This is a genomic window from Brachybacterium equifaecis, assembly GCF_023509525.1.
Lineage (GTDB): Bacteria > Actinomycetota > Actinomycetes > Actinomycetales > Dermabacteraceae > Brachybacterium > Brachybacterium equifaecis.
Genome location: NZ_JAKNCJ010000003.1, coordinates 227,536 through 250,765, shown reverse-complemented (window position 1 = coordinate 250,765; position 23,230 = coordinate 227,536). Strand labels below are relative to the sequence as shown.

Below are 23,230 nucleotides of genomic sequence, written 5' to 3'. Positions count from 1 at the left end.
GCCGGTTCAGCGCACGCGGTACCGGGTGAGGGTCGCGTGCTCGCTGACGATCAGTGTCTCCAGCGCGAGGTCGGCGTCGAGATCCTCGCCGCCGGTGAGCCGGGGGCCCTGGCCGCCGACGGCCGCGTGCGAGACCGTCAGGCACAGCTCCTGGATCGCCCCTGCGGCGAGGAACTGTGTGAGCACGCCGGGACCCCCCTCGCACTGCAGGGCGCGGTGGCCTCGCGCTGCGAGCGCCGCGATGAGCTGCGCAGGCCCCTCGGCCGCGATGATCTGCGCGGACGGGAAGCCGCTGCGCCGGGCGGCAGCAGTCTCCTCGCCAGGGGGCACCGCGAGCAGCGTCGGCCAGTCGGGCTCGATGCTGCCGGGGAGATCTCCGGTGCGAGTGAGGATGACGAGCTCGGGGCGCGCCGCGCCGCCCGGCCGACGGGAGGGCGTGCGCAGGCTCGCGCGGCCCGACGGGCGGCGATAGTCCTCCGCGCGCACGGTCTGCGCGCCCACGATGATGCAGTCCGTCAGCGCCCGCAGCACCCCGAAGGCGAAGGAGTCGGTCGGGTTGTGGAGCGAACCGCTGGTGCCGTCGGACCCGGCGATGGCGCCGTCGACCGAGGTGTTGAGCATCGCGCGCACGTGCACGCGATCCACGGGCGGGGCGTAGAGATCTGCGAGGCGCTCGGCGCCGGCGTCGTCGAGGGCGATCTCCACGGGGCGGGCGGAGGGCGCCCCGCGGTCCCAGATCAGATGCACGGCGATGTCCTCCAGGAGCTGCGGGTGGCCAGGGCGCCTCAGCGTACGCGGTGCTCCCGCCCCTAGACTGGGGCCCCGTGACCGACACCCTGACTTCGCGCCGCCCGAACCCGCCTCTGGATCGGCTGGTGGCGGATCTCGTGCCCCCGCCGCGCTTCGCGCAGGCGCGGCTGGAGAACTACATCCCCGATCCCCGATTCCCCTCGCAGGCGGCGGCCAAGGAGCAGATCGGCGCGTTCGCGCGCGGCATCGGGAAGCCGGCAGGCGGTGGCGGTCTGCGCGGCATGTTCCGGAAGAAGCCCGCTGCTGCGCGAGGCCTCTATCTCGACGGCGGGTTCGGCGTGGGCAAGACCCACCTCCTCACCTCCCTCTTCCACGCCACGGAGGGCCACCGCGTCTACGGCACGTTCGTGGAGTACACGAACCTGGTCGGAGCGCTCGGCTTCAACCGCGCGATCGAGCTGTTCGGCGATGCGATCCTGCTGTGCATCGACGAGTTCGAGCTCGACGATCCCGGCGACACGCTCCTCATGACGCGACTGATCCGCGAGCTCTCGGACCGGGGTGTCTCGATCGTCGCCACGTCCAACACGCTCCCGGAGGCCCTCGGCGAAGGGCGCTTCGCCGCACAGGACTTCCTGCGGGAGATCCAGACGATGTCCGAGCGCTTCGAGGTGCTCCGCATCGACGGGCACGACTACCGGCGCCGCGACGCCGTGGAGGAGGCGCCCGCGCTGGATCCCGAGCTGGTCGCCTCCCACGCGGCTGCGACCCCGGGAGCGACCCTGGACGGCTTCCCGGAGCTCCTGCGCCACCTCGCGACCGTCCACCCCTCGCGCTACGGGGCGATGCTCGACGGGGTGAGCAGCGTGCACCTGCAGGACCTCGCTCAGATCGCGAACCACAACGACGGACTCCGCTTCGTGGTGCTCGTGGACCGCCTGTACGACCGCGAGATCCCCGTGCTCGCGAGCGGCCAGCACGCCGCGCAGATGTACTCCGCCGAGCTGCTCGCCAGCGGCTACCGCAAGAAGTACTACCGCTCGCTCTCGCGCCTGTCCTCGCTCGCGCGCGACGGCGCTGCGCTCGTCACACGCAATGCGTAGAGTCGAGCACCGTTTTCCGTGCCCGACGTGGCCAGAAGCTTCTCCGGCAGGATCTACCCCGCAATTCGATCACTCGCGCGAGGCACGGGTTGGGCTCCGTCCTCTCGGTCTGTCACTCCGCAGGGCGAGCGCAGAGCACGGGGCTTTCAAGGCCGGGCTGGGCCGGGCGAGAGGACTGGGGAAATCTGAACTCCCGGCCATAAAATGCGCTGCCGACGTCACCCAGTTAGAACCAAGTTCGGGTGAGGGGTCGTGGCTAGCGGGTACATGCTCTCGACGCAGATCCGCATCGGCGTAGCGATCGTGGCGCCAGGGAGCGCCCGCTAGGACACCTGTTCCACCCTCACGCGGACGTGAGTTCAGCATCTGCCTGCGACGCTGCGGAGGGTCGCCGGCTCAGGCGCCCGAGCGGGGATCCGAAGTCAGGAGAGTGCTGCGCAACAACGTTTCGACAGGATCCAAAGCGCGCGAGGGGAGGGGCGCATCGAGCTCAGGCTGCATGCCTGCCCGCCACCAGAGCACATCCTCCTGCGTGCGCAGGACCGTACCTGGTGCGCCGTACGGAGCCTGTGGGTCATGTACCCAGTACCGTTCAGCCCGGACTTCATCACCTTCCGCGTCCCACAGCGGCTCACCCTCGAGCAGTCGCAGCAGGCGGCCCTCGGCGAGCGCATGCAAGGAGCCCATGCCGACGACTGGTTGCTCGTCTGACGGCCACAGCATGGGGTGCGCGAGGTCGGGCGTCGATAGGCGTACGACTTCGCCCTCAACCAGTCGCGCACCACGCGCATCCGGATCTGCTGCAACGCTGACGAGAATGCCTAGGGCATGCGCGAACTCGCCTTCGGGCCCTTCCGTCGGGGTGACAATCCAACGGATTCCCTCTGCCTCGGATGCTCGTCGCTGGATCGGAATTTCCGCGACGCCGAGCAGCGCCTCGCTGTCATTGGGTTGGCGCCGCTCGACTCGAACTCGACACTCTGCGATCGCGCTGTCCTGAGGCACTGCTCCGGCTTCCTCGATCAAGATCCCGATGTCGCTGCGCAACGACTGCGGCCAGGTTCGCAGGATGCCGCCGCTGAACCAGCGGCGGTGAATGGCGATGGTCCCATCTGGTCCGCGCAACGCGATAAGCCCCGCGCCGGTGGAGAGGCTGTGCGTGTCGGCGTGCGGCCACGCCTCCCAGGCGATGGCACCCCATGTCGAACAATACTCGACGGCCAGCAGTTCTTTCCAATTCAGATTCATCAGCTGATCTCTGCAATGCGGCCGTCTGAATACAGGGATCCAACACGATTGCCTCTCGAGTCCAGCAACTTCCATGCGCGACCGCCGTTACCTGCGCGACCGCCGTGTCCCGCTGTGTCCTTCACGATAGACCATGCTTGGCCCCGCGACTCGCGGTAGCCGTTCGTGGTCTTCACGGGAAAGGCATCGAGGTTTACTCTTCCGGAACTCTTCATGAGTCGGTTCGGGATCCCGCCGCAGGCCGATAACGGCAAGGTTCCGTCATGGGTAGGGGCGGGTGCGGCAAAGCTACAGGTGTTGACGGCGGAAAAGGCTTGGTCGTCTCGTTGGAGGGCGGTCACGGCAGGGATTGCGAGTGCTACCGCCACCACGACTGTTGAGAATGTGCGCCTGAGGTGAGCGGGATGGGGTAGAGCAAAGCGCATGGAGGATTCCTCGCGTGAAGGGAGTCGTGGTCGACCGGTGAGAAAACCCAGATCGTTGTGAGGAAAATCTAGGGGGCAGTGCTCCACGTGTCAACCCGCTCTCCGGGGCTGGCTTCGCAACCGTGCACTCCGAAACCGGAGGACGGCGACAAGGCGTCGTGAGCTCTGTCCGAGAGCGGCAGGGCGAGTGCGAATGTGCGGAGGGGGCGGTTCGGGCCGCTGGTGGATCGATTCCGTCGTAGCCCTTTCTGACAGATCGTGTAATTCAACGAGCTGTGCGCCATCGAGCCGGCGCTGATCGGCATCTGGGATCTCCCCGTCGAATCCGACCTCCAGGTGGTGCGCGACGAGCTCGGCATCCGCATCGTGGAGACGGAGACCGGGCGAGAGATCCCGCTCGAGGAGCAGTACGTGCCGCCCCAGTTCCGCGAGCGCGGCTGAGAAGCTGAGGAACGTCCGTCAGCAGACCGCAGCGGGCAGCGACGCCAGCTGAGGTCTGCCCAGTCCTTGCGCCGGGGCTCAGGCCCGGCCGCGCACCACGATCACTCCGGGGCCGCTGAGCGCCAGCTCCTCGCCGTCCGTCCCCGCCGCGATCCGCTCTTCATCCGCAGGACTGCCGAAAGCGGCGAGCACCTCGGTATGCGGCACATTCGCTCGCACCTCGTGATCCGCATCCGAGACCAGCGCCGCGACCTGCCCGCGGCGCAGCACGATCCCGTCGTGCTCGAGGATCTCCACGCTGATGCGCGAGAGATCGGGATCCATCAGATCGGGCTCGGAGCGGCGCAGAGCGATCAGGGTGCGGTACCAGTCGAGCATGCGGGCGCTGGCCGGCGTCTCGACCTTCTCCCAGTCCAGGAAGGAGCTGGTGAAGGTGGAGAGCTCCTGCGGATCTGGCACCTCCGCGCTGTCCCAGCCCATCGCGGCGAACTCCTCGATGCGGCCCTTGGAGACGAGCGGCCCGAGCTCCGTGTCATGGGAGGTGAAGAACGCGAACGGCACTGCCGTCGCCCACTCCTCGCCCTGGAAGAGCATGGGGGTCGCGGCGCCCAGCAGGATCAGCGCCGCGGCCGCGGCGTGCTCCTCGGGCGAGATGAGCTGGTGGACGCGATCCCCGATCGCGCGGTTGCCGACCTGGTCGTGGTCCTCGAAGAAGGCGACGAACGAGTGGGCGTCGTAGTGCTGAGACGCAGGATCGACCTGCACGCCCCAGGGAGTGCCGCGGAAGGTGGAGAAGGTGCCCGCGTGCTCGAACATGCCGGTCAGGGTGCGCTGGAGGACCTCCGTGGAGCCGAAGTCCACGTAATAGCCCTGCCGCTCCCCGCTGATCCAGGCATGCACCGCGTGGTGGATGTCGTCGGCCCACTGCATGTCCATGCCGAGCCCGCCCTCGGCGGTCGGCGTCACGGTGCGGGGATCGTTGCGGTCGGACTCGGCGATGAGCACGAGCGGCCGCCCGGTCTCACCCTCCCAGGCGCGCACGGCGTCCGAGAGCTCGGCGAGGATGTGCCGGCTCGAGTCATCCTGAAGCTCGTGCACGGCATCCAGGCGCAGCCCATCCAGACCGAAGTCCACCAGCCACTGCCGGGCATTGCCGAGGATGAAGGCGCGCACCTCCTCGGAGCCGGGCTGATCGAGGTTCACCGCCGCGCCCCACGGCGTGTGATGGGCGCCGGTGAAATAGGGGCCGAACATCCCCAGATAGTTGCCGGCGGGGCCCAGGTGGTTGTAGACGACGTCCAGCAGCACCGCGATCCCGCGCTCATGCGCGGCGTCGATGAAGCGCGCGAATGCCGCGGGGCCGCCGTAGGAGCACTGCGTGGAGTAGAGGCCGACGCCGTCGTAGCCCCAGCCCCGGTCGCCGGGGAAGGATGCCACCGGCATCACCTCGATGGCATCCACGCCGAGATCCGCCAGGTGGTCCAGGCGCTCGATCGCGGAATCGAAGGTGCCGCCTGAGCCGCCCGGCCCCGGGGTGAAGGTGCCGACGTGCATCTCGTAGATGACGCCGCCGCGGATGTCCTTGCCCGCCCAGGGGGTGCGGGGGAGCGCCGACGGGTCCACGACCTCGCTGTCGGCGTGGACGCCGTCCGGCTGGGAGAGGGAGCGGGGATCGGGGACCCACTGCTCCGCGGCGTCCAGGCGGTAGGCGTAGCGCTGGCCGGGGCGGGCGGCGATCCCGGGCAGGGTGAACCATCCCCCTGCCTCCGGAGTCATCTCGTGCTCGGCGCCGTCGATGCGGATCGTCGCGGTGCGCGCGAGCGGCGCCCACACCTCGAAGCGCGAGTAGTCGCGCGACTGGGTCAGCGAGTCGGTGCGAGGCGCCGGCTGGGAATCGGGGAGGGGAGTCGCGGCGCTCATGCCGAGGCCTCCCGCACGAGCAGCGCCACGGGCCAGGTCTCCAGCAGGTCCGCAAGGCGCACGAGGCCCCCTTCGAAGGTGCGGCCCGAGAGCTGGTCGCGCCAGCTGCCGTCCGGCAGGACCACCGCGGCCTCGCTCCAGCCGCCGCGCTGGTTGAGGCCCAGCAGCAGGCGGGTGGCGACCGTGATGAGCTCTGCCTGCGTGCCGGACTCCCCGGCGGTCGCATCGAGCGCGCGCGAAGTGCCGCGGCCGAAGGCGACGGCGTGGCCGGTCGTCGTCGCGACGGGAAGGTAGGCGGCCTCGCGACCGGAGAACAGCTCCGGGCGCTCCCTGCGCAGCGTGAGGGCGTGGTGGGTCAGCCACAGCTTCTCCTCGCCGATGCCGTCGGGCTTCGCGCCCGCGAGCAGGCGGTCCAGCTGCTTCTCGTGCGCCGCATGGTCCACGGCGCGGCGGTTGTCGGGATCGACCAGCGAGAAGTCCGTGGTCTCGTTGCCCTGGTAGACGTCGGGCACGCCCGGGATCGTCAACTGGATGAGCTTCTGCCCGAGGATCGCGGCGCGCTGCGCGGCCAGAGTGCGCTTCGTCCAGGCGCCTAGGATCCGCGCGACCTCCCCGCTCTCCAGCGCCGCCCGGCCGAGGCCGAGAACGGCCTCCTCGTACTCCTCCACCGGGTCCGTCCAGGTGGTGTGCGCCTTGGCTTCGCGCATGGCCTTGGTGAGGTAGCCGTCCAGGCGCTCGGCCGTGATGCGCGGGCTCTGCGCGCCAGGAAGATCCCAGGTGCCGGCGAGGATCTGCCAGAGCAGCAGCTCCATCGCGCCGTCCACGAGCACGCCCCGGTGCTCGATCGTCGCCGCGCGCAGCTCCTCGACCACCGCGCTCCACTCCTCAGGCGCCTCGGTCAGCGGCACGAGACGCGCGCGCACGTCCTCGCTGCGCTTGGTGTCATGAGTGGAGAGCGTCGTCATCGCATCGGGGAAGGTGCGCACCATGCGGTGGCAGTGCTCGTGCAGATCATCGGGCTCCACCCCGATCAGATCCGGATTCGCCCCCACCTCGTTGACCGCGATGAAGCGGTTGAAGCGGTAGAACGCGGTGTCCTCGAGGGCCTTCGCGTGCACGGGGCCGCAGGTCTGGGCGAAGCGCACCATGAACTCCGCGCGGTCAGCGGTGTTCGTGCGGCCCGCGCTGCCGACCTCCTCGCCGCAGGCGAGAGCGACGATCGTGGTCAGGGTCGCGAGCGCGTCCTCGTCGGCGCCCAGCATGCGCCGGGCGCGCTCGGCGGCGTGCTCGATGACGGCCTTCTGGTCTCCGGGGGCCTTCTCGCCGGGCACGATGTAGGCGCGATAGCGGTCCATCGAGCTCAGCAGCGCGACGATCGCGCGCTGGATATTGCGGCGGGTCGCATCGCGCAGGCGGATGTCCTCGGCGCAGATGCGGTGCAGGATGTTCGTGAGGCGCTCGGTCTCGGTCCACAGGCTCGTGGAGATGATCTCCGCGGTCGCATCCGCCGCGATCTCCTCGAAGGGGCGCAGGTCCCCGGTGGTCTGCTGCCACAGGTGGGTGAGCCCCAGCGCGCCGCGCGCGTCCTGGAAGAGCCCGCCGATCCGCCAGAGCGCGTCGTAGCCGGTGGTGCCTGCGCAGGGGAAGTCGCCCGGCAGCTCCTCCTCGCCCTCGAGGATCTTCTCGACCACGGTCCACGCCCCGCCGGAGGCGGCGTCGAGATCGCGCAGGTAGCCGCGGGGATCGGCGAGGCCGTCCGGGTGGTCGATGCGGTAGCCGTCGATCACGCCATCGGCCTGCAGGCGCAGCAGCAGCTCGTGCGTCGCCGCGAACACCTCCGGGTCCTCGACGCGCACGGCGGCGAGGGTGTCCACGTCGAAGAAGCGCCGGTAGTTCAGCTCGTCGTCGGCGACCTTCCAGTAGGCAAGGCGCCACCACTGGCGGTCCAGCAAGTCCACGAGCCCCAGGTGCTCGGTGCCCGCGGCGATCGGCAGCACGTGGTCGAAGTACCGCACCACCTTCTGGGTGCGCGCGGGGATCGGGTGCTCGCCCTCGCGCGCGGGGATCTCGACCTCGTCGAGCGTGATGTCGCCGGCGGCCAGCACCTCGCCGATCGGACGGCCCAGCACCGGCACGAGGATCCCGCGCTCGCGGGAGGTGTCCAGATCGAACCAGTCGGCGTACGGCGATTCCGGGCCGTCCTCCAGGACCGACCACAGGGCGCGGTTGTGCCAGATCGGCGTGGGGATCGCCATGTGATTGGGCACGACGTCCACGATCAGGCCCATGCCGTGCGCGTGCGCGGCATCGGCCAGGCGCCGCAGCGCCGCCTCCCCGCCGATGTCCGCGCTGATCAGCGTGTGGTCCACGACGTCGTAGCCGTGCGTGGAGCCGGGAGCCGCCTGGAGCACGGGGGAGCAGAAGATGTGGCCGGCCCCGAGCTTCGCGAGATACGGGACAGCGGCCGCGGCGTCATCGGCGGTGAAGCCGGCGTGCAGCTGCAGGCGGTAGGTCGAGGTCGGCACGACCTGCTCCTGCGATCCGGTCCGAGCGGAAGGGGCGGTGGAGGCGGGGGATGTCGCCATGGGAGTTCCTTCGAGGCAGGGGGTGGGCGCTCGCGGGGGAGCGGGCGCTGCGGCCGACGGGCGGCGCCGGGCGAGGGGCCGAGAAGCAGAACCCCGGAGGCGCGATGCGCCCCCGGGGTCCGGGATCAGGCCGTGGTGGCGGCGTCGGGACTTCCCGTCGCCCCCGGGGCGTGCTCCTTCTTCGTCTGCTCCCTCTGGGCCTTCAGGGCCGCGGCGCGAGCCACGGCAGCCTGCGAGATGGAGATCGCGGGAGTCTCGGCATTCGCGACCTCCTCGACCTCCGCGTGCGGCCGGCCGAGGAACAGCACCGAGAACGCCGGGCGGGTGATCGTGGTGCCCGGTGCGAGCACATCGCCGATCTCCTGGGCGTTCGCGGTGCCGGTCACCACGAACCACTCCTTGCCGTAGGCGGCATCGGGGATCGTGAAGTCGACGTCGTTGCCCGCGAAGTTGAACAGGATCAGCGCGGAGTCGTCCACGATGCGCTCCCCGCGCTCGTTCGGCTCGGGGATGGCGCCGCCGTTGAGGAACACGGTGACGCACTTGTTCTGCGGATCCTGCCACTCGCCGTCGCTCATCGGGGCCCCGCCGGCGCCGAGCCACACGATATCGGCGAGCTCGGTACCGCCCTCGGGGGTGAGGCCCGTCAGGAAGCGGCGCCGACGGAAGATCGGGTGGGTGCGGCGCAGCCCGATCATCTGGCGGGTGAAGTCCAGCATCTCCTGCTGGTCCTCGTCGAGATCCCAGTCGACCCAGGAGATCTCGTTGTCCTGGCAGTAGGTGTTGTTGTTGCCGCCCTGCGTGCGGCCCATCTCGTCCCCGTGCAGGATCATCGGCACGCCCTGGGAGACCAGGAGCGTCGCCATGAAGTTCTTCGCGCGGCGCAGTCGCAGCGCGGAGATCTCGGCATCCTCGGTCTCGCCCTCGGCGCCGGAGTTCCAGGAGCGGTTGTGGCTCTCGCCGTCGTTGCCGCCCTCCCCGTTGGCCTCGTTGTGGCGCTCGTTGTAGGAGACGAGGTCGCGCAGCGTGAAGCCGTCATGGGCCGTCACGAAGTTCACCGAGGCGATCGGGGTGCGGCCCGTGTGCTGGTAGAGGTCCGAGGAGCCCGCCAGTCGCGAGGAGAACTCGGCGAGCGTGCCCGGCTCCGAGCGTCCCGCGTCGCGCACGGTGTCGCGGTAGCGGCCGTTCCACTCCGACCACAGGGGAGGGAAGCCGCCGACCTGGTAGCCGCCCTCTCCGAGGTCCCAGGGCTCGGCGATCAGCTTGACCTGGGAGATGATCGGATCCTGCTGGATGATGTCGAAGAACGCCGAGAGGCGGTCCACCTCGTGCAGCTCGCGGGCGAGGGTCGAGGCGAGGTCGAAGCGGAAGCCGTCGACGTGCATCTCGGTGACCCAGTAGCGCAGCGAGTCCATGATGAGCTGCAGCACGTGCGGGGTGCGCATGAGCAGCGAGTTCCCGGTGCCGGTGGTGTCGTAGTAGTGGGCCTTGTCGCCCTCGACCAGACGGTAGTACGCGGCGTTGTCGATGCCGCGGAACGAGAGGGTCGGCCCCATCTGGTTGCCCTCGGCGGTGTGGTTGTAGACCACGTCGAGGATGACCTCGATGCCGGCGGCGTGGAGGTTCTTGACCATGGTCTTGAACTCCTGGACCTGCTGGCCGGCGTCTCCCGCGTACGAGTACTCGTTGTGCGGGGCGAAGAAGCCGATGGTGTTGTAGCCCCAGTAGTTGCGCAGGCCCTTCTCGACGAGATGGCCGTCCTGGACGAACTGGTGCACCGGCATGAGCTCCACGGCGGTGACGCCGAGGGACTTGAGGTGCTTGATGATCTCGGGGTGGCCCATGGCGACGTACGTGCCGCGGATGTCCTCGTCGATGCCCGGGTGCTGCATCGTCAGGCCCTTGACGTGGGCTTCGTAGATGACGGTGTCGTGGTACTGGTGGGCCGGCGGGTGGTCGTTGCCCCAGTCGAAGAACGGGGAGACCACCACGGACAGCATGGTGTGAGGAGCGGAGTCCTCCTCGTTGCGCTGGGTGGTGTCGGCGAAGTCGTACGAGTAGAGCGAGGGGTGGTTCGTCGCCATGCCCGTGATCGCCTTCGCGTACGGATCCAGCAGCAGCTTGCTGGGATCGCAGCGGTGCCCGTTCTCGGGGTCGTAGGGCCCGTGCACGCGGAAGCCGTAGCGCTGACCGGCCTGCACGGAGGGGAGGTAGACGTGCCAGACGAAGGCGTCGACCTCGGTGATCTCGATCCGGCGCTCCTCGCCCGACTCGTCGATGAGGCACAGCTCCACGCGGTCGGCGACCTCGGAGAAGAGTGCGAAGTTGGTGCCGCTGCCATCGAAGGTGGCACCGAGCGGGTAAGGCTTTCCAGTCCAGATCTGCATAGCCGCAGACTACCGGGCGGGGCCCCCGTTCCATCGCGTCGTGCCAGGTCATGCCGCGCTCATGCGAGGAGCGACACCTTCGCGGCGTCGCAGGGGGGGCTCGCCAGTGGCGGGGGCCACCCCTGCGGCGCCGGAGCTCGGAGATGCGGGAGCGGGGCTCAGGAGTCCTCGGGCCAGTTCGCCGGGGCCTCGGCTCCGCCTTCGACGACGTCCTCCTGCTCGCCCGAGACCTCCGTCCAGGAGTCCTCGGGCCGGTAGCCCAGCTCCAGCATGGTGTTGGTGAGATCCCAGCGGCGGTTGGGGTTGTCGGAGATCGCGTAGTAGAGGCCGAAGCGCACCTCCGACTCGATCGCGGCGCGGACCACCCGTGCGGTGTCGTCCTCGGAGAGCCACATCGCATGGAGGAGGTCGGCGTCGGCGCCCATCGGGTCCTCGGACATCCAGCCGATGCGCAGGGCGATGAAGTCGAGCCCGTGCTCGTCGTAATAGAAGCGGCCGAGGGCTTCGCCGAAGATCTTCGAGACGCCGTAGAGGGAGTCCGCGCGGGGGATCTGGTGCGGGTAGACGGGCCACTGCTCCTCGCGGTCGTAGCCGCCCATCGCGTGGTTCGACGAGGCGAAGACGACCCGTCGCACGCCGGCCTCCCGCGCCGCCTCCAGGACGTTGCGCAGCCCGACGATGTTCGCCTCCAGCACCTCCTCCCACGAGGACTCGGGGGAGGCGGCGCCGGCGAGATGGACGATCGTGTCGATCCCGTCCATCATCGCGCGCACCTCGGCGTAGTCGGTGATGTCGGCGCGCACGAGCGACTTCTCCTGCTCGAGCGTCTTGGGGGTGCGGCCGTGAGGGACGATGTCGTACTCGCTCGCCAGCCGCTCGGACAGGGCCAGGCCCACGCCGCCGGTCGCGCCGGTGATGAGGATGCGCCGCTTCTGGGATGTGCTGTCAGGGGATGTGCTCATGCCGCCCAGCATGCCGTGCCGATGTGGGTGCACCCCGAAAGCCAGCAGGGCCCCGGTCGATGACCGGGGCCCTGCTGGATCTGGTGGGCGATACTGGGTTCGAACCAGTGACCTCTTTCGTGTCAGGAAAGCGCGCTACCACTGCGCCAATCGCCCGTACGGCCGAAGCCGCGGGAACAACCGGAGCGGACGACCGGGCTCGAACCGGCGACATCCACCTTGGCAAGGTGGTGCTCTACCAACTGAGCTACGTCCGCGTATCGGCGATGCCGACGAGGAAGAACACTACGGGGGAGGGTGGCGGCGCCGCAAATCTCCGACGCGCTTCGTGTCCCACCGCACAGGTCGGGACGGGAGGGGGCGGCTGGTGGCTCATGCCACAGCGCGGATGGCGCACTTGGGTGCGGGGGCGGGGCGGAGGTGGTGTAGTCTCGTTCAGGTCCTGCTGAGACAGCAGGGCTCCAGAGGTGCCGCGGAACATCGCGGGATCGACGGGCGATTGGCGTAGTGGTAGCGCGCTTCCTTCACACGGAAGAGGTCACTGGTTCGATCCCAGTATCGCCCACGAGCAGGATCCTGGATCCTGCTCACGCGGACGTAGCTCAGTTGGTAGAGCACCACCTTGCCAAGGTGGATGTCGCCGGTTCGAGCCCGGTCGTCCGCTCCGGGGAGGCGGCGCGCCCGACGATTGTCGGGAGCGCCGTTCCGCGTCACGGGCTCCTCACGGCCCGTGATCCCGGTGGGTTGGCCGAGAGGCGAGGCAACGGCCTGCAAAGCCGTGTACACGGGTTCGAATCCCGTACCCACCTCGAAAGGCTCCTGCGCGGAGCCGATCGAGGGCGATTGGCGCAGTGGTAGCGCGCTTTCCTGACACGAAAGAGGTCACTGGTTCGAACCCAGTATCGCCCACCAGCACGGAAGGAGCCCCGGTCCATCGGACCGGGGCTCCTCGCATTCCTGCAGCTCAGCGCGGTGTGAGGTGGTTCCCCGCGATCATGCAGCGCACGGAGCCGCCGGCCGACTCGATCGTCGGCACGTCGACGGCGACCACCTCCGCGTGCTCTCCGATCACTGCGAGCTGCGCGCGGGTCAGCGCGGCGCGGGCTGTCGTGGACATCGCGAGCACCGCACCGCGCGAGCCGCGCAGCTCCAGGCAGTTCCCCGCGAACGCAGCGATCTGCTCCTCGTCGAGGTGCACGATCGCCCGGCCACCGGTGCCGAGAGAGTCGAGGACCCGCTCGCGCTGCGCGCGATCGAGGATCAGGGAGTCCCCGATCAGCGCGAGGGACTGGCCGATGCTCATCATGACGTTGGTGTGGTAGATCGGGACCCCGGAGGCGTCGGCCGCATCGAAGACGACCGGCGTGAAGCCGCGGTCCGCGCAGAACTCCTCCAGGAGCTCCTCGTCCATGCGCCGCGACCGGCAGGCGTAGGCCAGGCGATGCACGTGGTCCAGGACCATCGCGCCGGTTCCCTCGAGGAAGAGGCCGTCGTCCTCGCGGGGGGAGTAGTCGATGACGCGCCGCACCACGAACTGCTCGCGCAGCCGGCGCAGGACGTCGGCCCGTCGCTCCTGGCGGCGGTTCGGCGCATACAGGGGGTACAGGCACACAGTGCCGTCGGCGTGGGTCGTCACCCAGTTGTTCGGGAAGACGCTGTCGGGCCGGGTCGCGGAGGCGTCATCGAATACCCGCACCGCGATCCCGCGGGCCCGCAGTGCGGCGGCGAGGGTCGTGACCTCGGCGCGGGCGCGCGCGGCGACGGTCTCCGCCCCGCCCGCGGCCTCGGACTGGAAGGCGTTGTCGCCGAGGGTCGCGGGATTGGGGGTGAAGTGCCGGGGGCGCACCAGGAACACCGCGGCCGGGGACTGCGACGTCGCGTCAGCAACTGCCTGCCCGGAGCGAGGCGCCGGGAGGGGTGCCTGCGGCGCCTGTCCCTCGAGGGCGGCCGCAGCGCCGCCGGGTGCCGGTCGCGAGGGTGCCGTGACGCTCATCCGACCGGGCTCATCACGGAGATCAGGGAGAAGAGGTCCTTCGGATCCTCGGGATCCGCGACCAGATCCACCTGCCCCATGAGATCGGTGCCGAGGTTCGCATCGCGGGCGAAGCGCAGTCCGGAGAAGTCGGAGACCGCGAAGCCCACGGAGTCGAAGATCGTGACCTCGTCGGCGCTCGAGCGACCCGGGTGGGCGCCGCTGAGCACCTCGTGCATCTCGACCACGGGGAAGTCGGCGGGCTTCTGCTGGATCTCGCCCTCGATGCGGGTCTGCGGAGCGAACTCCACGAACACCGGCCCGCGGTCGAGGATCGCCGCGTCGAGCTCCGTCTTGCCGGGGCAGTCGCCGCCGATGGCATTGATGTGCATGCCGGGAGCGATCATGTCGTCGGTGAGGATCGTGGCCTGGGCCTTGTCGGCCGTGCAGGTGGTGACGATGTCGGCGCCCTGGACGGCATCGCGGGTCGAGGCGGCCTGATGGATCCGGAAGCCCAGGGGCTCGAGGTTCCGGCGCATCTTCTCCATCGCTCCGGGATCGACGTCGAAGATCCGCAGGTCCTCGATGCCCAGCACCGCGCGCATCGCGAGGGCCTGGAACTCCGACTGCGAGCCGGAGCCGATCATGGCGCTCACGCGGGAGTCCTTGCGCGCGAGGCGGCGGGCGACCATGGCGGAGGTGGCGGCGGTGCGCAGCGCGGTCAGCAGGGTCATCTCCGCGAGGAAGATCGGATACCCGTTGTCGACGTCGGCCAGGGCGCCGAAGGCGGTGACCGTCTGGAAGCCGCGCGCAGGGTTCATGGGATGCCCGTTGACGAACTTGAAGGAGTAGAGCTCGCCGTCGGAGGTGGGCATCAGCTCGATCACGCCGAACGGGGTGTGGGACGCCACGCGGGGCGTCTTGTCGAAGCGCTCCCAGCGGCGGTAGTCGGCCTCCACGTAGTCGGTCATGCCGCGCAGGATCGATTCTGCGCCGTCGCGCTGGATCCAGCGGGCCATCGCCTGCACATCGAGCAGATCTGTCATCGGTCTCTCCTCCTGGCACGCGCGGGTGCCGCTCTCCGGTGCCGGGCAGCGCTGCACGGGCACGAGCGAGAGGCTATTCCGCACGAAGTGCGCGATCAATCGCCAGGATGCACGTTCTGAGCCGCGAAGATGCACAATCTGCTCCCGTCGGATTAGCATCATGCGCATGGCCGGTCTCTCCGACATCGATCAGCGCCTCCTGGCGCTCCTGCGCAAGGACGGCCGCGCCCCCGTCACCCGTCTCGCCTCCGCCCTGGAGGTCTCCCGGGCGACAGTCGCCGCCCGGATGGAGGCGCTCGAGGCGCGCGGGGTCATCACCGGGTACACGGTGCGCGTGCGCGAGGGGTCTCTGCTCGGACAGGTGCGCGCGGTCAGCTTCATCGAGGTGGAGGGCCGCACCACCGACCACGTGATCTCCGAGCTGCGCGGCTTCGAGGAGATCCAGGCGCTGCACACCACCAACGGCGGCTGGGATCTCGTGGCCGAGATCCTCAGCGCGGATCTCGCCGCCTTCGATGACGTGCTGCGCAGGATCCGCGGCATCGAGGGCGTGGTGAACTCCGAGACCTCGCTGCTGCTGAGCTCCGTGCTGCGCTGAGGTCCCGGGGGTGCTCCCACTACGATGGCGGGTGGGACCTGCACGGTAGGCAGGGCCGACATCGACTCTCAAGGAGACCCCGTGGCCGAGAACGCCATCACCCTCGACGGAACCCCCCAGCAGATCGCGGAGGGGACCACCGGAACGGAGCTCTTCGAGGGGCGGCGCGAGATCATCGCCCTGCGCATCGACGGGGGGCTGCGCGATCTGGCGACCCCCGTCGCCGCCGGCCAGAGCGTCGAGGGCGTCGCGATCTCCGAGCCCGACGGCCTCGCGATCCTCCGCCACAGCGCCGCCCATGTGCTGGCCCAGGCCGTGCAGAAGGTGAACCCCGAGGCGAAGCTCGGCATCGGGCCGCCCATCACCGACGGGTTCTACTACGACTTCGACGTCGCCGAGCCGTTCACTCCCGAGGACCTCAAGGGCCTCGAGAAGGAGATGAACCGGATCATCCGCGAGGGCCAGGCCTTCGTGCGCCGCGAGATCAGCGATGACGAGGGTCGCGCCGAAGAGGCGCAGGAGCCCTACAAGCTCGAGCTCATCGGCCTGAAGTCGAAGGCCGGAGAGGCCGCCGAGGGGGCGAGCGTCGAGGTCGGCGAGGGCGGCCTGACCATGTACGACAACGTGCGCCGCGGGGGAGAGGTGGCGTGGACGGACCTGTGCCGCGGCCCCCACCTGCCCTCCACCAAGCACATCGGCAACGGCTTCGCTCTCACCCGCAGCGCCGCCGCCTATTGGCGCGGCAGCGAGAAGAACCCGATGCTGCAGCGCATCTACGGCACCGCGTGGCCCACGAAGGACGAGCTGAAGGCCTACCAGGAGCGGATCGCCGAGGCGGAGCGCCGCGACCACCGTCGCCTCGGGCCGGAGCTGGACCTCTTCTCCTTCCCCGACACGATCGGGCCGGGCCTGCCGGTCTTCCACCCCAAGGGCGGTGTGATCCGGCGCGAGATGGAGGACTACGTCCGCGCGCGGCACATCGAGGAGGGCTTCGACTACGTCGCCACCCCGCACATCGCCAAGGAGGACCTGTTCTTTACCTCCGGGCACCTGCCGTACTACGCCGACGGCATGTTCCCGCCGATCATCGACGGTGCAGCGCCCGACGGCACCGGCGGCACGCGCTACCGGCTGAAGGCCATGAACTGCCCCGGGCACAACGAGATCTTCCGCTCGCGCGGCCGCTCGTACCGCGATCTTCCGCTGCGCTATTTCGAGTTCGGCACGGTCTACCGCGACGAGAAGTCGGGGGTGCTCTCCGGTCTGACCCGCGTGCGCATGATCACCCAGGACGACTCCCACAGCTACGTCACCCGCGAGCAGGCTCCCGGGGAGATCCGCCACCTGCTGCACTTCATCCTCGGGCTCCTGCGCGATTTCGGGCTCGATGACTTCTACCTCGAGCTGTCCACACGTGCCACCGAGGGCGACAAGAAGGGCAAGTTCATGGGCACCGACGAGCAGTGGGAGAGCGCGACCGCCGTGCTCGAGCAGGCTGCTCTCGAGACCGGGCTCGAGCTCGTCCCCGATCCGGGCGGCGCGGCGTTCTACGGACCGAAGATCTCCGTGCAGGCCCGTGACGCCATCGGCCGCACCTGGCAGATGTCGACCATCCAGTACGACTTCAACCAGCCCGAGCGCTTCGGCCTCGAGTACCAGGCGGCCGACGGCTCCCGGCAGCAGCCCGTCATGATCCACTCGGCGAAGTTCGGCTCCCTCGAGCGCTTCTTCGGCGTGCTCCTGGAGCACTACGCGGGTGCGTTCCCCGTGTGGCTCGCCCCGGTGCAGGTCGTCGGCATCCCCGTCGCCGCGGACTTCGTCCCCTACCTCGAGGAGGTCGCCGCGAAGCTGCGCGAGCACGGCGTGCGCGTGGTGGTCGACGACTCCGATGACCGCATGCAGAAGAAGATCCGCACCCACACCAAGGAGAAGGTGCCCTTCCAGCTGATCGCGGGCGGCGAGGACCAGGAGAAGGGCGCGGTCTCCTTCCGCATGCGCGACGGCTCGCAGGACAACGGCATCCCCGTGGACGAGGCCGTCGAGCGCATCGTGGAGGCCATCCGCACCAAGGCCCAGGTCTGAGAGGGGCGCGGCGATGAGCGAGGCCGACTGGACGCAGGCGGAGGATCCCGCGGACTTCGCGGGGGATCCCGACGGCATGGAGCGGCTGTGGACTCCGCACCGGATGGTCTACATCCGGGGCGAGGGGAAGCCGGAGGATCCGGGCGACGCGCAGCAGTGTCCCTTCTGCGCGGCGCCCGCGCGCAGCGATGAGGACGCGCTGATCGTGCACCGGGGGCGCAGCGCCTTCGTGATCCTGAACCTCTTCCCGTACAACTCCGGTCACCTGCTTGTGTGCCCCTACCGCCACGTCGCGGACTACACGGAGCTCACGGACGAGGAGGTAGCCGAGGTCGCTGCCCTCACCCGCACCGCGATGCGCGTGGTGCGGGACGTCTCGGCGCCGGCCGGCTTCAACCTCGGCATGAACCAGGGCGACATCGCGGGCGCCGGCATCGCCGCGCACCTGCACCAGCACGTGGTGCCGCGCTGGAAGGGGGATGCGAACTTCCTGCCGATCATCGCCCGCACGAAGGCGCTGCCGATCCTGCTCGCCACCACGCGCGAGCAGTTCGCCGCCGCGTGGCCGAGCGGTGCGGGCGAGGAGGGCTGAGGGGATGGCGCATCCCTCGGTGCAGGTCGACTACGGCTACGACCTGCGCACGGCGCCCGACTCCGGCCCGCTCGCTCCGGGGTCCTCGGCCCCTTCGCGCCGCCCTCGGCGCCGGTGGACGGGCAGGCTGATCTGGATCCTCGGCATCGGGGTCCTCCTGCTCGTCGGCGCCGCCGTCTTCGTCTTCGTGATCCGGCCGATGGGGATCGGCACGGCGCTCGTGTCCTTCACCGCCGCGCTGGTGCCGGTCGGTCTCGTGCTGGCGGCGGTGTGGTGGCTGGACCGCTACACCCCGCAGCCCCGCTCGACGCTCGCCTATTCCTTCATCTGGGGCGCCGCGGGATCGGTCGCCCTGACCTTCATCATCGGCGGGGCGTTCATCCTGTGGGTGAGCCCCGAGGACGCGGGGGAGAACACCGCGGCGTTCCTCGGCGCGGTGGTCCAGGCCCCCATCGTCGAGGAGTCGATGAAGTCGGCCGGCCTGCTCGTGCTCCTGCTCTGGGGGCGGCGCTTCATCGGGGGCCCGATCGACGGCGTCGTCTACGCCGCGCTGATCGCGGGCGGCTTCGCCTTCACCGAGAACATCCTCTACTTCGGCCAGGCATTCGCCCAGGCCCAGGCGGAGGGGGCGGTCGATGCGTTCTGGCAGACGTTCCTCCTGCGCGGTCTGCTCTCCCCGTTCGCGCACGTGAGCTTCACCGCCCTGTGCGGCCTCGGTCTCGGCATCGCCGCCGAGCGCCGCTCGGTGATGCTGTCCTTCGGGCTCGGCATCGGAGGGCTCGCGCTCGGGATGTGCCTGCACGCGCTGTGGAACGGCTCGACGTTCTTCCTCGAGGTGGATCCCGAGAACCCGCTCGCAGGCTTCGTCCGCTACTACCTCACGGTGCAGGTCCCGATCTTCCTGATCCTCGTGGCGATCGTCGCGTTCCTGCGGCTGCGGGAGAAGAGGATCGTGCGCCGGCAGCTCTCCGAGTACGGGCGCGCGGGCTGGTTCACGCCGTCGGAGGTCGAGATGCTGGTCTCGATCCGTCGGCGCCGCCGCGCGGAGAAATGGGCGCTGCGCCACGGCGCCGTGCCCGGGATGGCGATGCACGATCTGATCCTCGCCGCCGTCGACCTCGCGATGCACCGCCACGGTGCGCTCCAGGGCCGTCCCACCGCGCGCGCGTCCCAGCGCGAGGCGGAGCTGCTCGAGCGGATCACCGCGGACCGCCGCCTGATCGGGGCGCTGTCCCAGCCGGTCGTCCCGGCCTGATCCGGCCGACGTAGACTGGGCAGGCAATCCACCCGCCGCACGAGAATCCGAGGAGACACATGTCGGGTCACTCCAAATGGGCGACGACCAAGCACAAGAAGGCCGCGATCGACGGAAAGCGCGCCAAGCTGTTCGCCAAGCTCATCAAGAACATCGAAGTCGCCGCGCGGATGGGCGGCCCTGACCCGGCCGGCAACCCGACCCTCTTCGACGCGATCCAGAAGGCCAAGAAGTCCTCGGTCCCGAACGACAACATCGACCGCGCCGTCAAGCGCGGCGGCGGCCTCGACGGCGCCGGCGTCGACTACCAGACGCTCATGTACGAGGGCTACGGCCCGGGGGGCGTCGCCCTGCTGGTGGAGTGCCTCACCGACAACAAGAACCGCGCTGTCTCCGAGGTGCGCCTCGCGTTCTCGCGCAACGGCGGGAACATGGCCGACTCCGGCTCGGTCTCCTACATGTTCAACCGCAAGGGCGTGGTCACCCTCCCGAAGGCGGAGCTCACGGAGGATGACGTCATGCTCGCCGTCCTCGACGCGGGCGCCGAGGAGGTCAACGAGTACGAGGACACCTTCGAAGTGCTGTGCGAGGCGGCCGACGTCGTCGCCGTGCGCCAGGCGCTCCAGGCCGCGGGCATCGATTACGACAGCGCCGAGGCGCAGTTCGTGCCGAACATGCGCACCGAGGTCGACCTCGACGGCGCGCAGAAGGCGCTGCGCCTGATCGACGCGCTCGAGGACAGCGACGACGTCCAGAACGTCTACTCGAACCTGGACATCCCCGACGACGTCGCCGCGCAGCTCGAGTCCGAGTGATGCGCCCGCCCGCACCCGGAGAGGTCCGGTCGTGACCCTCCGGGTGCTGGGCGTGGATCCCGGCCTCACGCGCTGCGGCTACGGGGTGCTCGATGCGGGCATCGGCCGCTCCGCCTCCCTGGTGGACGTGGGGGTGGTGCGCTCCCGCCACGAGGACACCCTGGACATCCGCCTCCTGGAGATCGCGCGCGGCCTCGAGGCGAAGCTCGAGGAGCACGCCCCGGATGTCGTCGCGATCGAGCGGGTCTTCGCGCAGAACAACACCTCCACCGTCATGGGCACCGCGCAGGTGTCCGGCGTCGCGGTGCTCCTGGCCGCGCAGCGCGGGATCCGCGTGGCCATTCACACGCCCTCCGAGGTCAAGGCCGCCGTCACCGGCAGCGGCCGGGCCGACAAGAAGCAGATCCAGACCATGCTCGTGAAGCTTCTGGGCCTGGATGCACCCCCCTCTCCCGCCGACGCGGCCGACGCCCTCGCGATCGCGCTCACGCAGATCTGGCGCGGGCCGGGGCCGGTGCGACTGGACGCGGGCGGGAAGGCGCGCACGAGCGCGCAGGCCGTGTGGGCCGAGGCCGAGCGCTCCGCGCGGCGCGCCCGGGACACCTCCTCCTCCCGCTTCTGATCGAACACACGTTCTACGATGGTGCCGTGATAGCAACCCTGACCGGAACGGTCGCCTCCCTCGGTCTCGACTCCCTCGTCCTGGACGTGCACGGAGTCGGGTACCTCGTGCGCACGACTCCCGCGGCGCTCGCGCAGACCCGCCTCGGCGCCGACCTCACGCTGCACACCGAGATGGTGGTGCGCGAGGACTCGATGACGCTGTTCGGCTTCCCCTCCGCGCAGGACGCCGACGCCTTCCGCATCGTCCAGTCGGTCAGCGGCATCGGCCCGCGGCTCGCCCTGTCGGTCCTCGCGGTCATGTCCCCCGAGGATCTCGCCCGCGCCGTCGCTGCGCAGGACATCAAGGCGATCAGTCGCACGCCCGGCATCGGGCCGAAGGTCGCCAGCCGCATGGTCCTCGAGCTCGGCGGCCGGCTCGCGCCGCCGATCGAGCCCGCTGCGGCCGCAGAGGGCTCTTCCGGGGCGCCGTCGAAACGCGGCGCGGAGCCGGCCGGGACCAGCGGAGTGCAAGCGCAGGTCCTCGAGGCGCTGCTGGGGCTCGGCTGGCCCGAGAAGAGCGCGACCGAGGCCGTCTCCCGCGCGCACGAGGAGCTCGCCGCCGCGAGCGCCGGGGGCGAGCAGGGCGCTGCGATCGACCCGGCGACCCTGCTGCGCAGCGCCCTGCGGGGTCTCGGGGGCAGCAGGTGAGAGCGGAGGGCGAGGCGCTCGGAGGCGGCGAGCCCTTCCTCCCAGCGGACGAGTCCGCTGCGGCGGGGGAGGCGGGCGCCAGCGAGGCATGGGCCCAGGAGGCCCTGGTGCGCGCAGAGTCGGGGGATCGGGAGCGGGCGGCCGAGGCCGCTCTGCGCCCGCGGCGGCTGACGGAGTTCGTCGGCCAGCAGGTCGTGCGGAACCAGCTCTCGCTCGTCCTCGACGCCGCCCAGGCGCGCGGCCGCGCTCCCGAGCACGTGCTCCTGTCGGGCCCCCCGGGGCTCGGCAAGACCACGCTGGCCATGATCATCGCCGCGGAGATCGGGGTCCCCCTGCGGATCACCTCCGGACCGGCGATCCAGCACGCCGGCGATCTCGCCGCGATCCTCTCCTCCCTCGAGGAGGGGGAGGTGCTGTTCATCGATGAGGTGCACCGCCTCGCCCGGCCCGCCGAGGAGATGCTCTACATCGCCATGGAGGACTTCCGCGTCGACGTGGTCGTCGGCAAGGGCGTGGGGGCGACGTCGATCCCGCTGGACCTGCCGCCGTTCACGATGGTCGGCGCGACCACGCGCGCCGGGCTCCTGCCGGCTCCGCTGCGCGACCGCTTCGGCTTCGTCGGCCATCTGGACTACTACCAGCCGCACGAGCTGCACGAGGTCGTGATGCGCTCCGCCGCCCAGCTGGAGGTGGAGATCGCCCAGGGGGCGGCCCGGGAGATCGCCTCGCGCTCGCGCGGCACGCCGCGCATCGCGAACCGCCTCCTGCGGCGCGTGCGCGACTGGGCGCTCGTGCGCGGCAGCGGAGAGCTGGATCTGGACGCGGCGCGCGCGGCGCTCGAGGTCTACGAGGTCGACCCCCGCGGTCTCGATCGGCTGGACCGCGCTGTGCTCGCAGCGCTGTGCACCCGCTTCGCCGGAGGCCCCGTGGGGCTGTCCACCCTCGCCGTCGCGGTGGGGGAGGAGACCGAGACCGTGGAGACGATGGTCGAGCCCTACCTGGTGCGGGAGGGATTCCTCTCGCGCACACCCCGCGGGCGCATCGCCACCGCGCAGGCCTGGGAGCACCTCGGCCTGCCCGCCCCGACGCCGGGAGCGGCGATCGAGCCGACGCTCGGACGGTTCTGAGAATCGGATCTCCGCTCGGTTCTGAGGATCGGGTCCCGCTCCCGCCCCGACCCGCGCGGCCGGGCCCTCCCGGGCGATCAGGCTGCGCCGGGTACAGTGGGCCGGTGCGCGGCGGAGTCCTTCCGCCCCGCTCCGCTCCGTGAAAGGGCCCCCGTGGAACTCCTGCTCCCGCTCCTCCTGTTCGCCGTGCTCATCGTGCCGATGATGCTGATGACCCGCCGCCAGCGCGCAGCCCAGGTCGAGCTGCAGAAAGTGCAGAGAGCGCTCACCGTCGGCGACGAGGTGCGCACGCACTCCGGCTTCTACGGCCTGATCGTCGAGGAGTTCGAGGATGTCGTCATCCTCGAGACCGAGTCGGGCGCCCTCACCAAGTGGTCGCGCGCGGCCCTCGCAGGGCCTGCTGCCCCGTCGGCCGTCTCCGACGCCCCCCTCGAGCCGAGCGATGCCGAGCGCACCGCAGGCACCAGCGAGGAGTTCGAGACGCTCGAGAGCGCGGACCGCGCGGACGACACCATCCCCGGCGTGACCGCTCGCCGGGACGAGACCGACCCGCTGCGCTGATCGCACCGCTCCGCAGATCGCCCCGGCTGCGCGCCGGGGCGATCGCTTCC

Annotated in this window: 18 protein-coding genes and 6 tRNA genes; 14 read left to right on the top strand and 10 right to left on the bottom strand. The window is 70.2% G+C overall.

All coding sequences use genetic code 11. From position 1 onward, the window contains the following. Positions 1-6 precede the first annotated feature (6 nt). Positions 7-747, bottom strand: a complete 741-nt coding sequence (locus Bequi_RS08985; RefSeq protein ID WP_249737590.1) for a dihydrofolate reductase family protein — start codon at positions 745-747, stop codon at positions 7-9. Positions 748-824: 77 nt separating this feature from the next. Between Bequi_RS08985 and zapE the strand changes: the two genes are divergently transcribed. After that, positions 825-1,853, top strand: coding sequence for a cell division protein ZapE (zapE, locus tag Bequi_RS08980; RefSeq protein ID WP_249737589.1), 1,029 nt, complete (start codon positions 825-827; stop codon positions 1,851-1,853). A gap of 396 nt (positions 1,854-2,249) precedes the next feature. Here the strand turns inward: zapE and Bequi_RS08975 are convergent, their stop codons facing one another. The 7 genes from Bequi_RS08975 to Bequi_RS08945 form a co-directional block, all read right to left on the bottom strand. After that, positions 2,250-3,101, bottom strand: a complete 852-nt coding sequence (locus Bequi_RS08975) for a hypothetical protein (RefSeq protein WP_249737588.1) — start codon at positions 3,099-3,101, stop codon at positions 2,250-2,252. A gap of 944 nt (positions 3,102-4,045) precedes the next feature. Beyond that, positions 4,046-5,887, bottom strand: coding sequence for a malto-oligosyltrehalose trehalohydrolase (gene treZ, locus Bequi_RS08970; protein ID WP_249737587.1), 1,842 nt, complete (start codon positions 5,885-5,887; stop codon positions 4,046-4,048). Beyond that, positions 5,884-8,472, bottom strand: a complete 2,589-nt coding sequence (treY, locus tag Bequi_RS08965) for a malto-oligosyltrehalose synthase (RefSeq protein ID WP_249737586.1) — start codon at positions 8,470-8,472, stop codon at positions 5,884-5,886. Before treY ends, treZ begins: the two co-directional genes overlap by 4 nt. Positions 8,473-8,597: 125 nt before the next feature. Further along, positions 8,598-10,859 (bottom strand): glycogen debranching protein GlgX, encoded by a 2,262-nt coding sequence (glgX, locus tag Bequi_RS08960; RefSeq protein ID WP_249737585.1) that lies wholly within the window; start codon positions 10,857-10,859, stop codon positions 8,598-8,600. Between the two features lie 158 nt (positions 10,860-11,017). Continuing rightward, complete coding sequence (locus Bequi_RS08955; protein ID WP_249737584.1) at positions 11,018-11,821, bottom strand: NAD-dependent epimerase/dehydratase family protein; 804 nt, start codon at positions 11,819-11,821, stop codon at positions 11,018-11,020. An 81-nt stretch (positions 11,822-11,902) separates the two neighbouring features. Next, positions 11,903-11,977: transfer RNA gene (locus tag Bequi_RS08950), tRNA-Val, on the bottom strand. 28 nt (positions 11,978-12,005) lie between these two features. Beyond that, positions 12,006-12,078: transfer RNA gene (locus Bequi_RS08945), tRNA-Gly, on the bottom strand. Positions 12,079-12,314: 236 nt separating this feature from the next. Here Bequi_RS08945 and Bequi_RS08940 point away from each other — a divergent pair. From Bequi_RS08940 to Bequi_RS08925, 4 genes are all read left to right on the top strand, one after another. Further along, positions 12,315-12,386, top strand: a tRNA-Val gene (locus Bequi_RS08940). Between the two features lie 26 nt (positions 12,387-12,412). Beyond that, positions 12,413-12,485: transfer RNA gene (locus Bequi_RS08935), tRNA-Gly, on the top strand. A gap of 74 nt (positions 12,486-12,559) precedes the next feature. Continuing rightward, positions 12,560-12,630: transfer RNA gene (locus tag Bequi_RS08930), tRNA-Cys, on the top strand. 28 nt (positions 12,631-12,658) lie between these two features. After that, positions 12,659-12,733, top strand: a tRNA-Val gene (locus Bequi_RS08925). A 52-nt stretch (positions 12,734-12,785) separates the two neighbouring features. On the opposite strand, the gene ctlX is transcribed toward Bequi_RS08925, so the two are convergent. Then, positions 12,786-13,814: a citrulline utilization hydrolase CtlX gene (gene ctlX, locus Bequi_RS08920; RefSeq protein ID WP_249737583.1), complete on the bottom strand. Its 1,029-nt coding sequence runs from the start codon at positions 13,812-13,814 to the stop codon at positions 12,786-12,788. After that, positions 13,811-14,839 carry an ornithine cyclodeaminase gene (locus Bequi_RS08915; RefSeq protein WP_249737582.1) on the bottom strand — a complete coding sequence of 343 codons (1,029 nt, stop codon included), beginning with the start codon at positions 14,837-14,839 and terminating at the stop codon, positions 13,811-13,813. The genes ctlX and Bequi_RS08915 overlap by 4 nt, the downstream gene beginning before the upstream one ends. A gap of 166 nt (positions 14,840-15,005) precedes the next feature. Here Bequi_RS08915 and Bequi_RS08910 point away from each other — a divergent pair, with 166 nt between their 5' ends. The 9 genes from Bequi_RS08910 (at position 15,006) to Bequi_RS08870 (ending at position 23,180) form a co-directional block, all read left to right on the top strand. Beyond that, positions 15,006-15,437 (top strand): Lrp/AsnC family transcriptional regulator, encoded by a 432-nt coding sequence (locus tag Bequi_RS08910; protein ID WP_249737581.1) that lies wholly within the window; start codon positions 15,006-15,008, stop codon positions 15,435-15,437. Positions 15,438-15,518: 81 nt separating this feature from the next. After that, complete coding sequence (gene thrS / locus Bequi_RS08905) at positions 15,519-17,519, top strand: threonine--tRNA ligase (RefSeq protein ID WP_249737580.1); 2,001 nt, start codon at positions 15,519-15,521, stop codon at positions 17,517-17,519. 13 nt (positions 17,520-17,532) lie between these two features. Beyond that, on the top strand, positions 17,533-18,111 hold the full coding sequence (locus Bequi_RS08900; protein ID WP_249737579.1) for an HIT family protein: 579 nt from the start codon (positions 17,533-17,535) through the stop codon (positions 18,109-18,111). Between the two features lie 4 nt (positions 18,112-18,115). Then, on the top strand, positions 18,116-19,366 hold the full coding sequence (locus Bequi_RS08895; RefSeq protein WP_249737578.1) for a PrsW family intramembrane metalloprotease: 1,251 nt from the start codon (positions 18,116-18,118) through the stop codon (positions 19,364-19,366). A 59-nt stretch (positions 19,367-19,425) separates the two neighbouring features. After that, positions 19,426-20,181 carry a YebC/PmpR family DNA-binding transcriptional regulator gene (locus tag Bequi_RS08890; protein ID WP_249737577.1) on the top strand — a complete coding sequence of 252 codons (756 nt, stop codon included), beginning with the start codon at positions 19,426-19,428 and terminating at the stop codon, positions 20,179-20,181. Between the two features lie 31 nt (positions 20,182-20,212). Continuing rightward, positions 20,213-20,803, top strand: a complete 591-nt coding sequence (gene ruvC / locus Bequi_RS08885) for a crossover junction endodeoxyribonuclease RuvC (protein WP_249737576.1) — start codon at positions 20,213-20,215, stop codon at positions 20,801-20,803. Positions 20,804-20,829: 26 nt separating this feature from the next. After that, positions 20,830-21,492, top strand: coding sequence for a Holliday junction branch migration protein RuvA (gene ruvA, locus Bequi_RS08880; protein WP_249737575.1), 663 nt, complete (start codon positions 20,830-20,832; stop codon positions 21,490-21,492). 104 nt (positions 21,493-21,596) lie between these two features. Further along, positions 21,597-22,619, top strand: a complete 1,023-nt coding sequence (gene ruvB, locus Bequi_RS08875; protein WP_249737621.1) for a Holliday junction branch migration DNA helicase RuvB — start codon at positions 21,597-21,599, stop codon at positions 22,617-22,619. A 153-nt stretch (positions 22,620-22,772) separates the two neighbouring features. Further along, the gene (locus tag Bequi_RS08870; protein WP_249737574.1) at positions 22,773-23,180 is read left to right on the top strand and encodes a preprotein translocase subunit YajC; all 408 of its coding nucleotides are present in this window, start codon (positions 22,773-22,775) and stop codon (positions 23,178-23,180) included. The last annotated feature ends 50 nt before the right edge of the window (positions 23,181-23,230 follow it).

Excerpts from the sequence above, each read along its gene's own strand:
- Bequi_RS08975 (WP_249737588.1), bottom strand. The coding sequence starts at position 3,101 with ATGAATCTGAATTGGAAAGAACTGCTGGCCGTCGAGTATTGTTCGACA.
- treZ (WP_249737587.1), bottom strand. The coding sequence starts at position 5,887 with ATGAGCGCCGCGACTCCCCTCCCCGATTCCCAGCCGGCGCCTCGCACC.
- treY (WP_249737586.1), bottom strand. The coding sequence starts at position 8,472 with ATGGCGACATCCCCCGCCTCCACCGCCCCTTCCGCTCGGACCGGATCG.
- glgX (WP_249737585.1), bottom strand. The coding sequence starts at position 10,859 with ATGCAGATCTGGACTGGAAAGCCTTACCCGCTCGGTGCCACCTTCGAT.
- Bequi_RS08955 (WP_249737584.1), bottom strand. The coding sequence starts at position 11,821 with ATGAGCACATCCCCTGACAGCACATCCCAGAAGCGGCGCATCCTCATC.
- ctlX (WP_249737583.1), bottom strand. The coding sequence starts at position 13,814 with ATGAGCGTCACGGCACCCTCGCGACCGGCACCCGGCGGCGCTGCGGCC.
- Bequi_RS08915 (WP_249737582.1), bottom strand. The coding sequence starts at position 14,839 with ATGACAGATCTGCTCGATGTGCAGGCGATGGCCCGCTGGATCCAGCGC.
- Bequi_RS08910 (WP_249737581.1), top strand. The coding sequence starts at position 15,006 with ATGGCCGGTCTCTCCGACATCGATCAGCGCCTCCTGGCGCTCCTGCGC.
- Bequi_RS08900 (WP_249737579.1), top strand. The coding sequence starts at position 17,533 with ATGAGCGAGGCCGACTGGACGCAGGCGGAGGATCCCGCGGACTTCGCG.
- Bequi_RS08895 (WP_249737578.1), top strand. The coding sequence starts at position 18,116 with ATGGCGCATCCCTCGGTGCAGGTCGACTACGGCTACGACCTGCGCACG.
- Bequi_RS08890 (WP_249737577.1), top strand. The coding sequence starts at position 19,426 with ATGTCGGGTCACTCCAAATGGGCGACGACCAAGCACAAGAAGGCCGCG.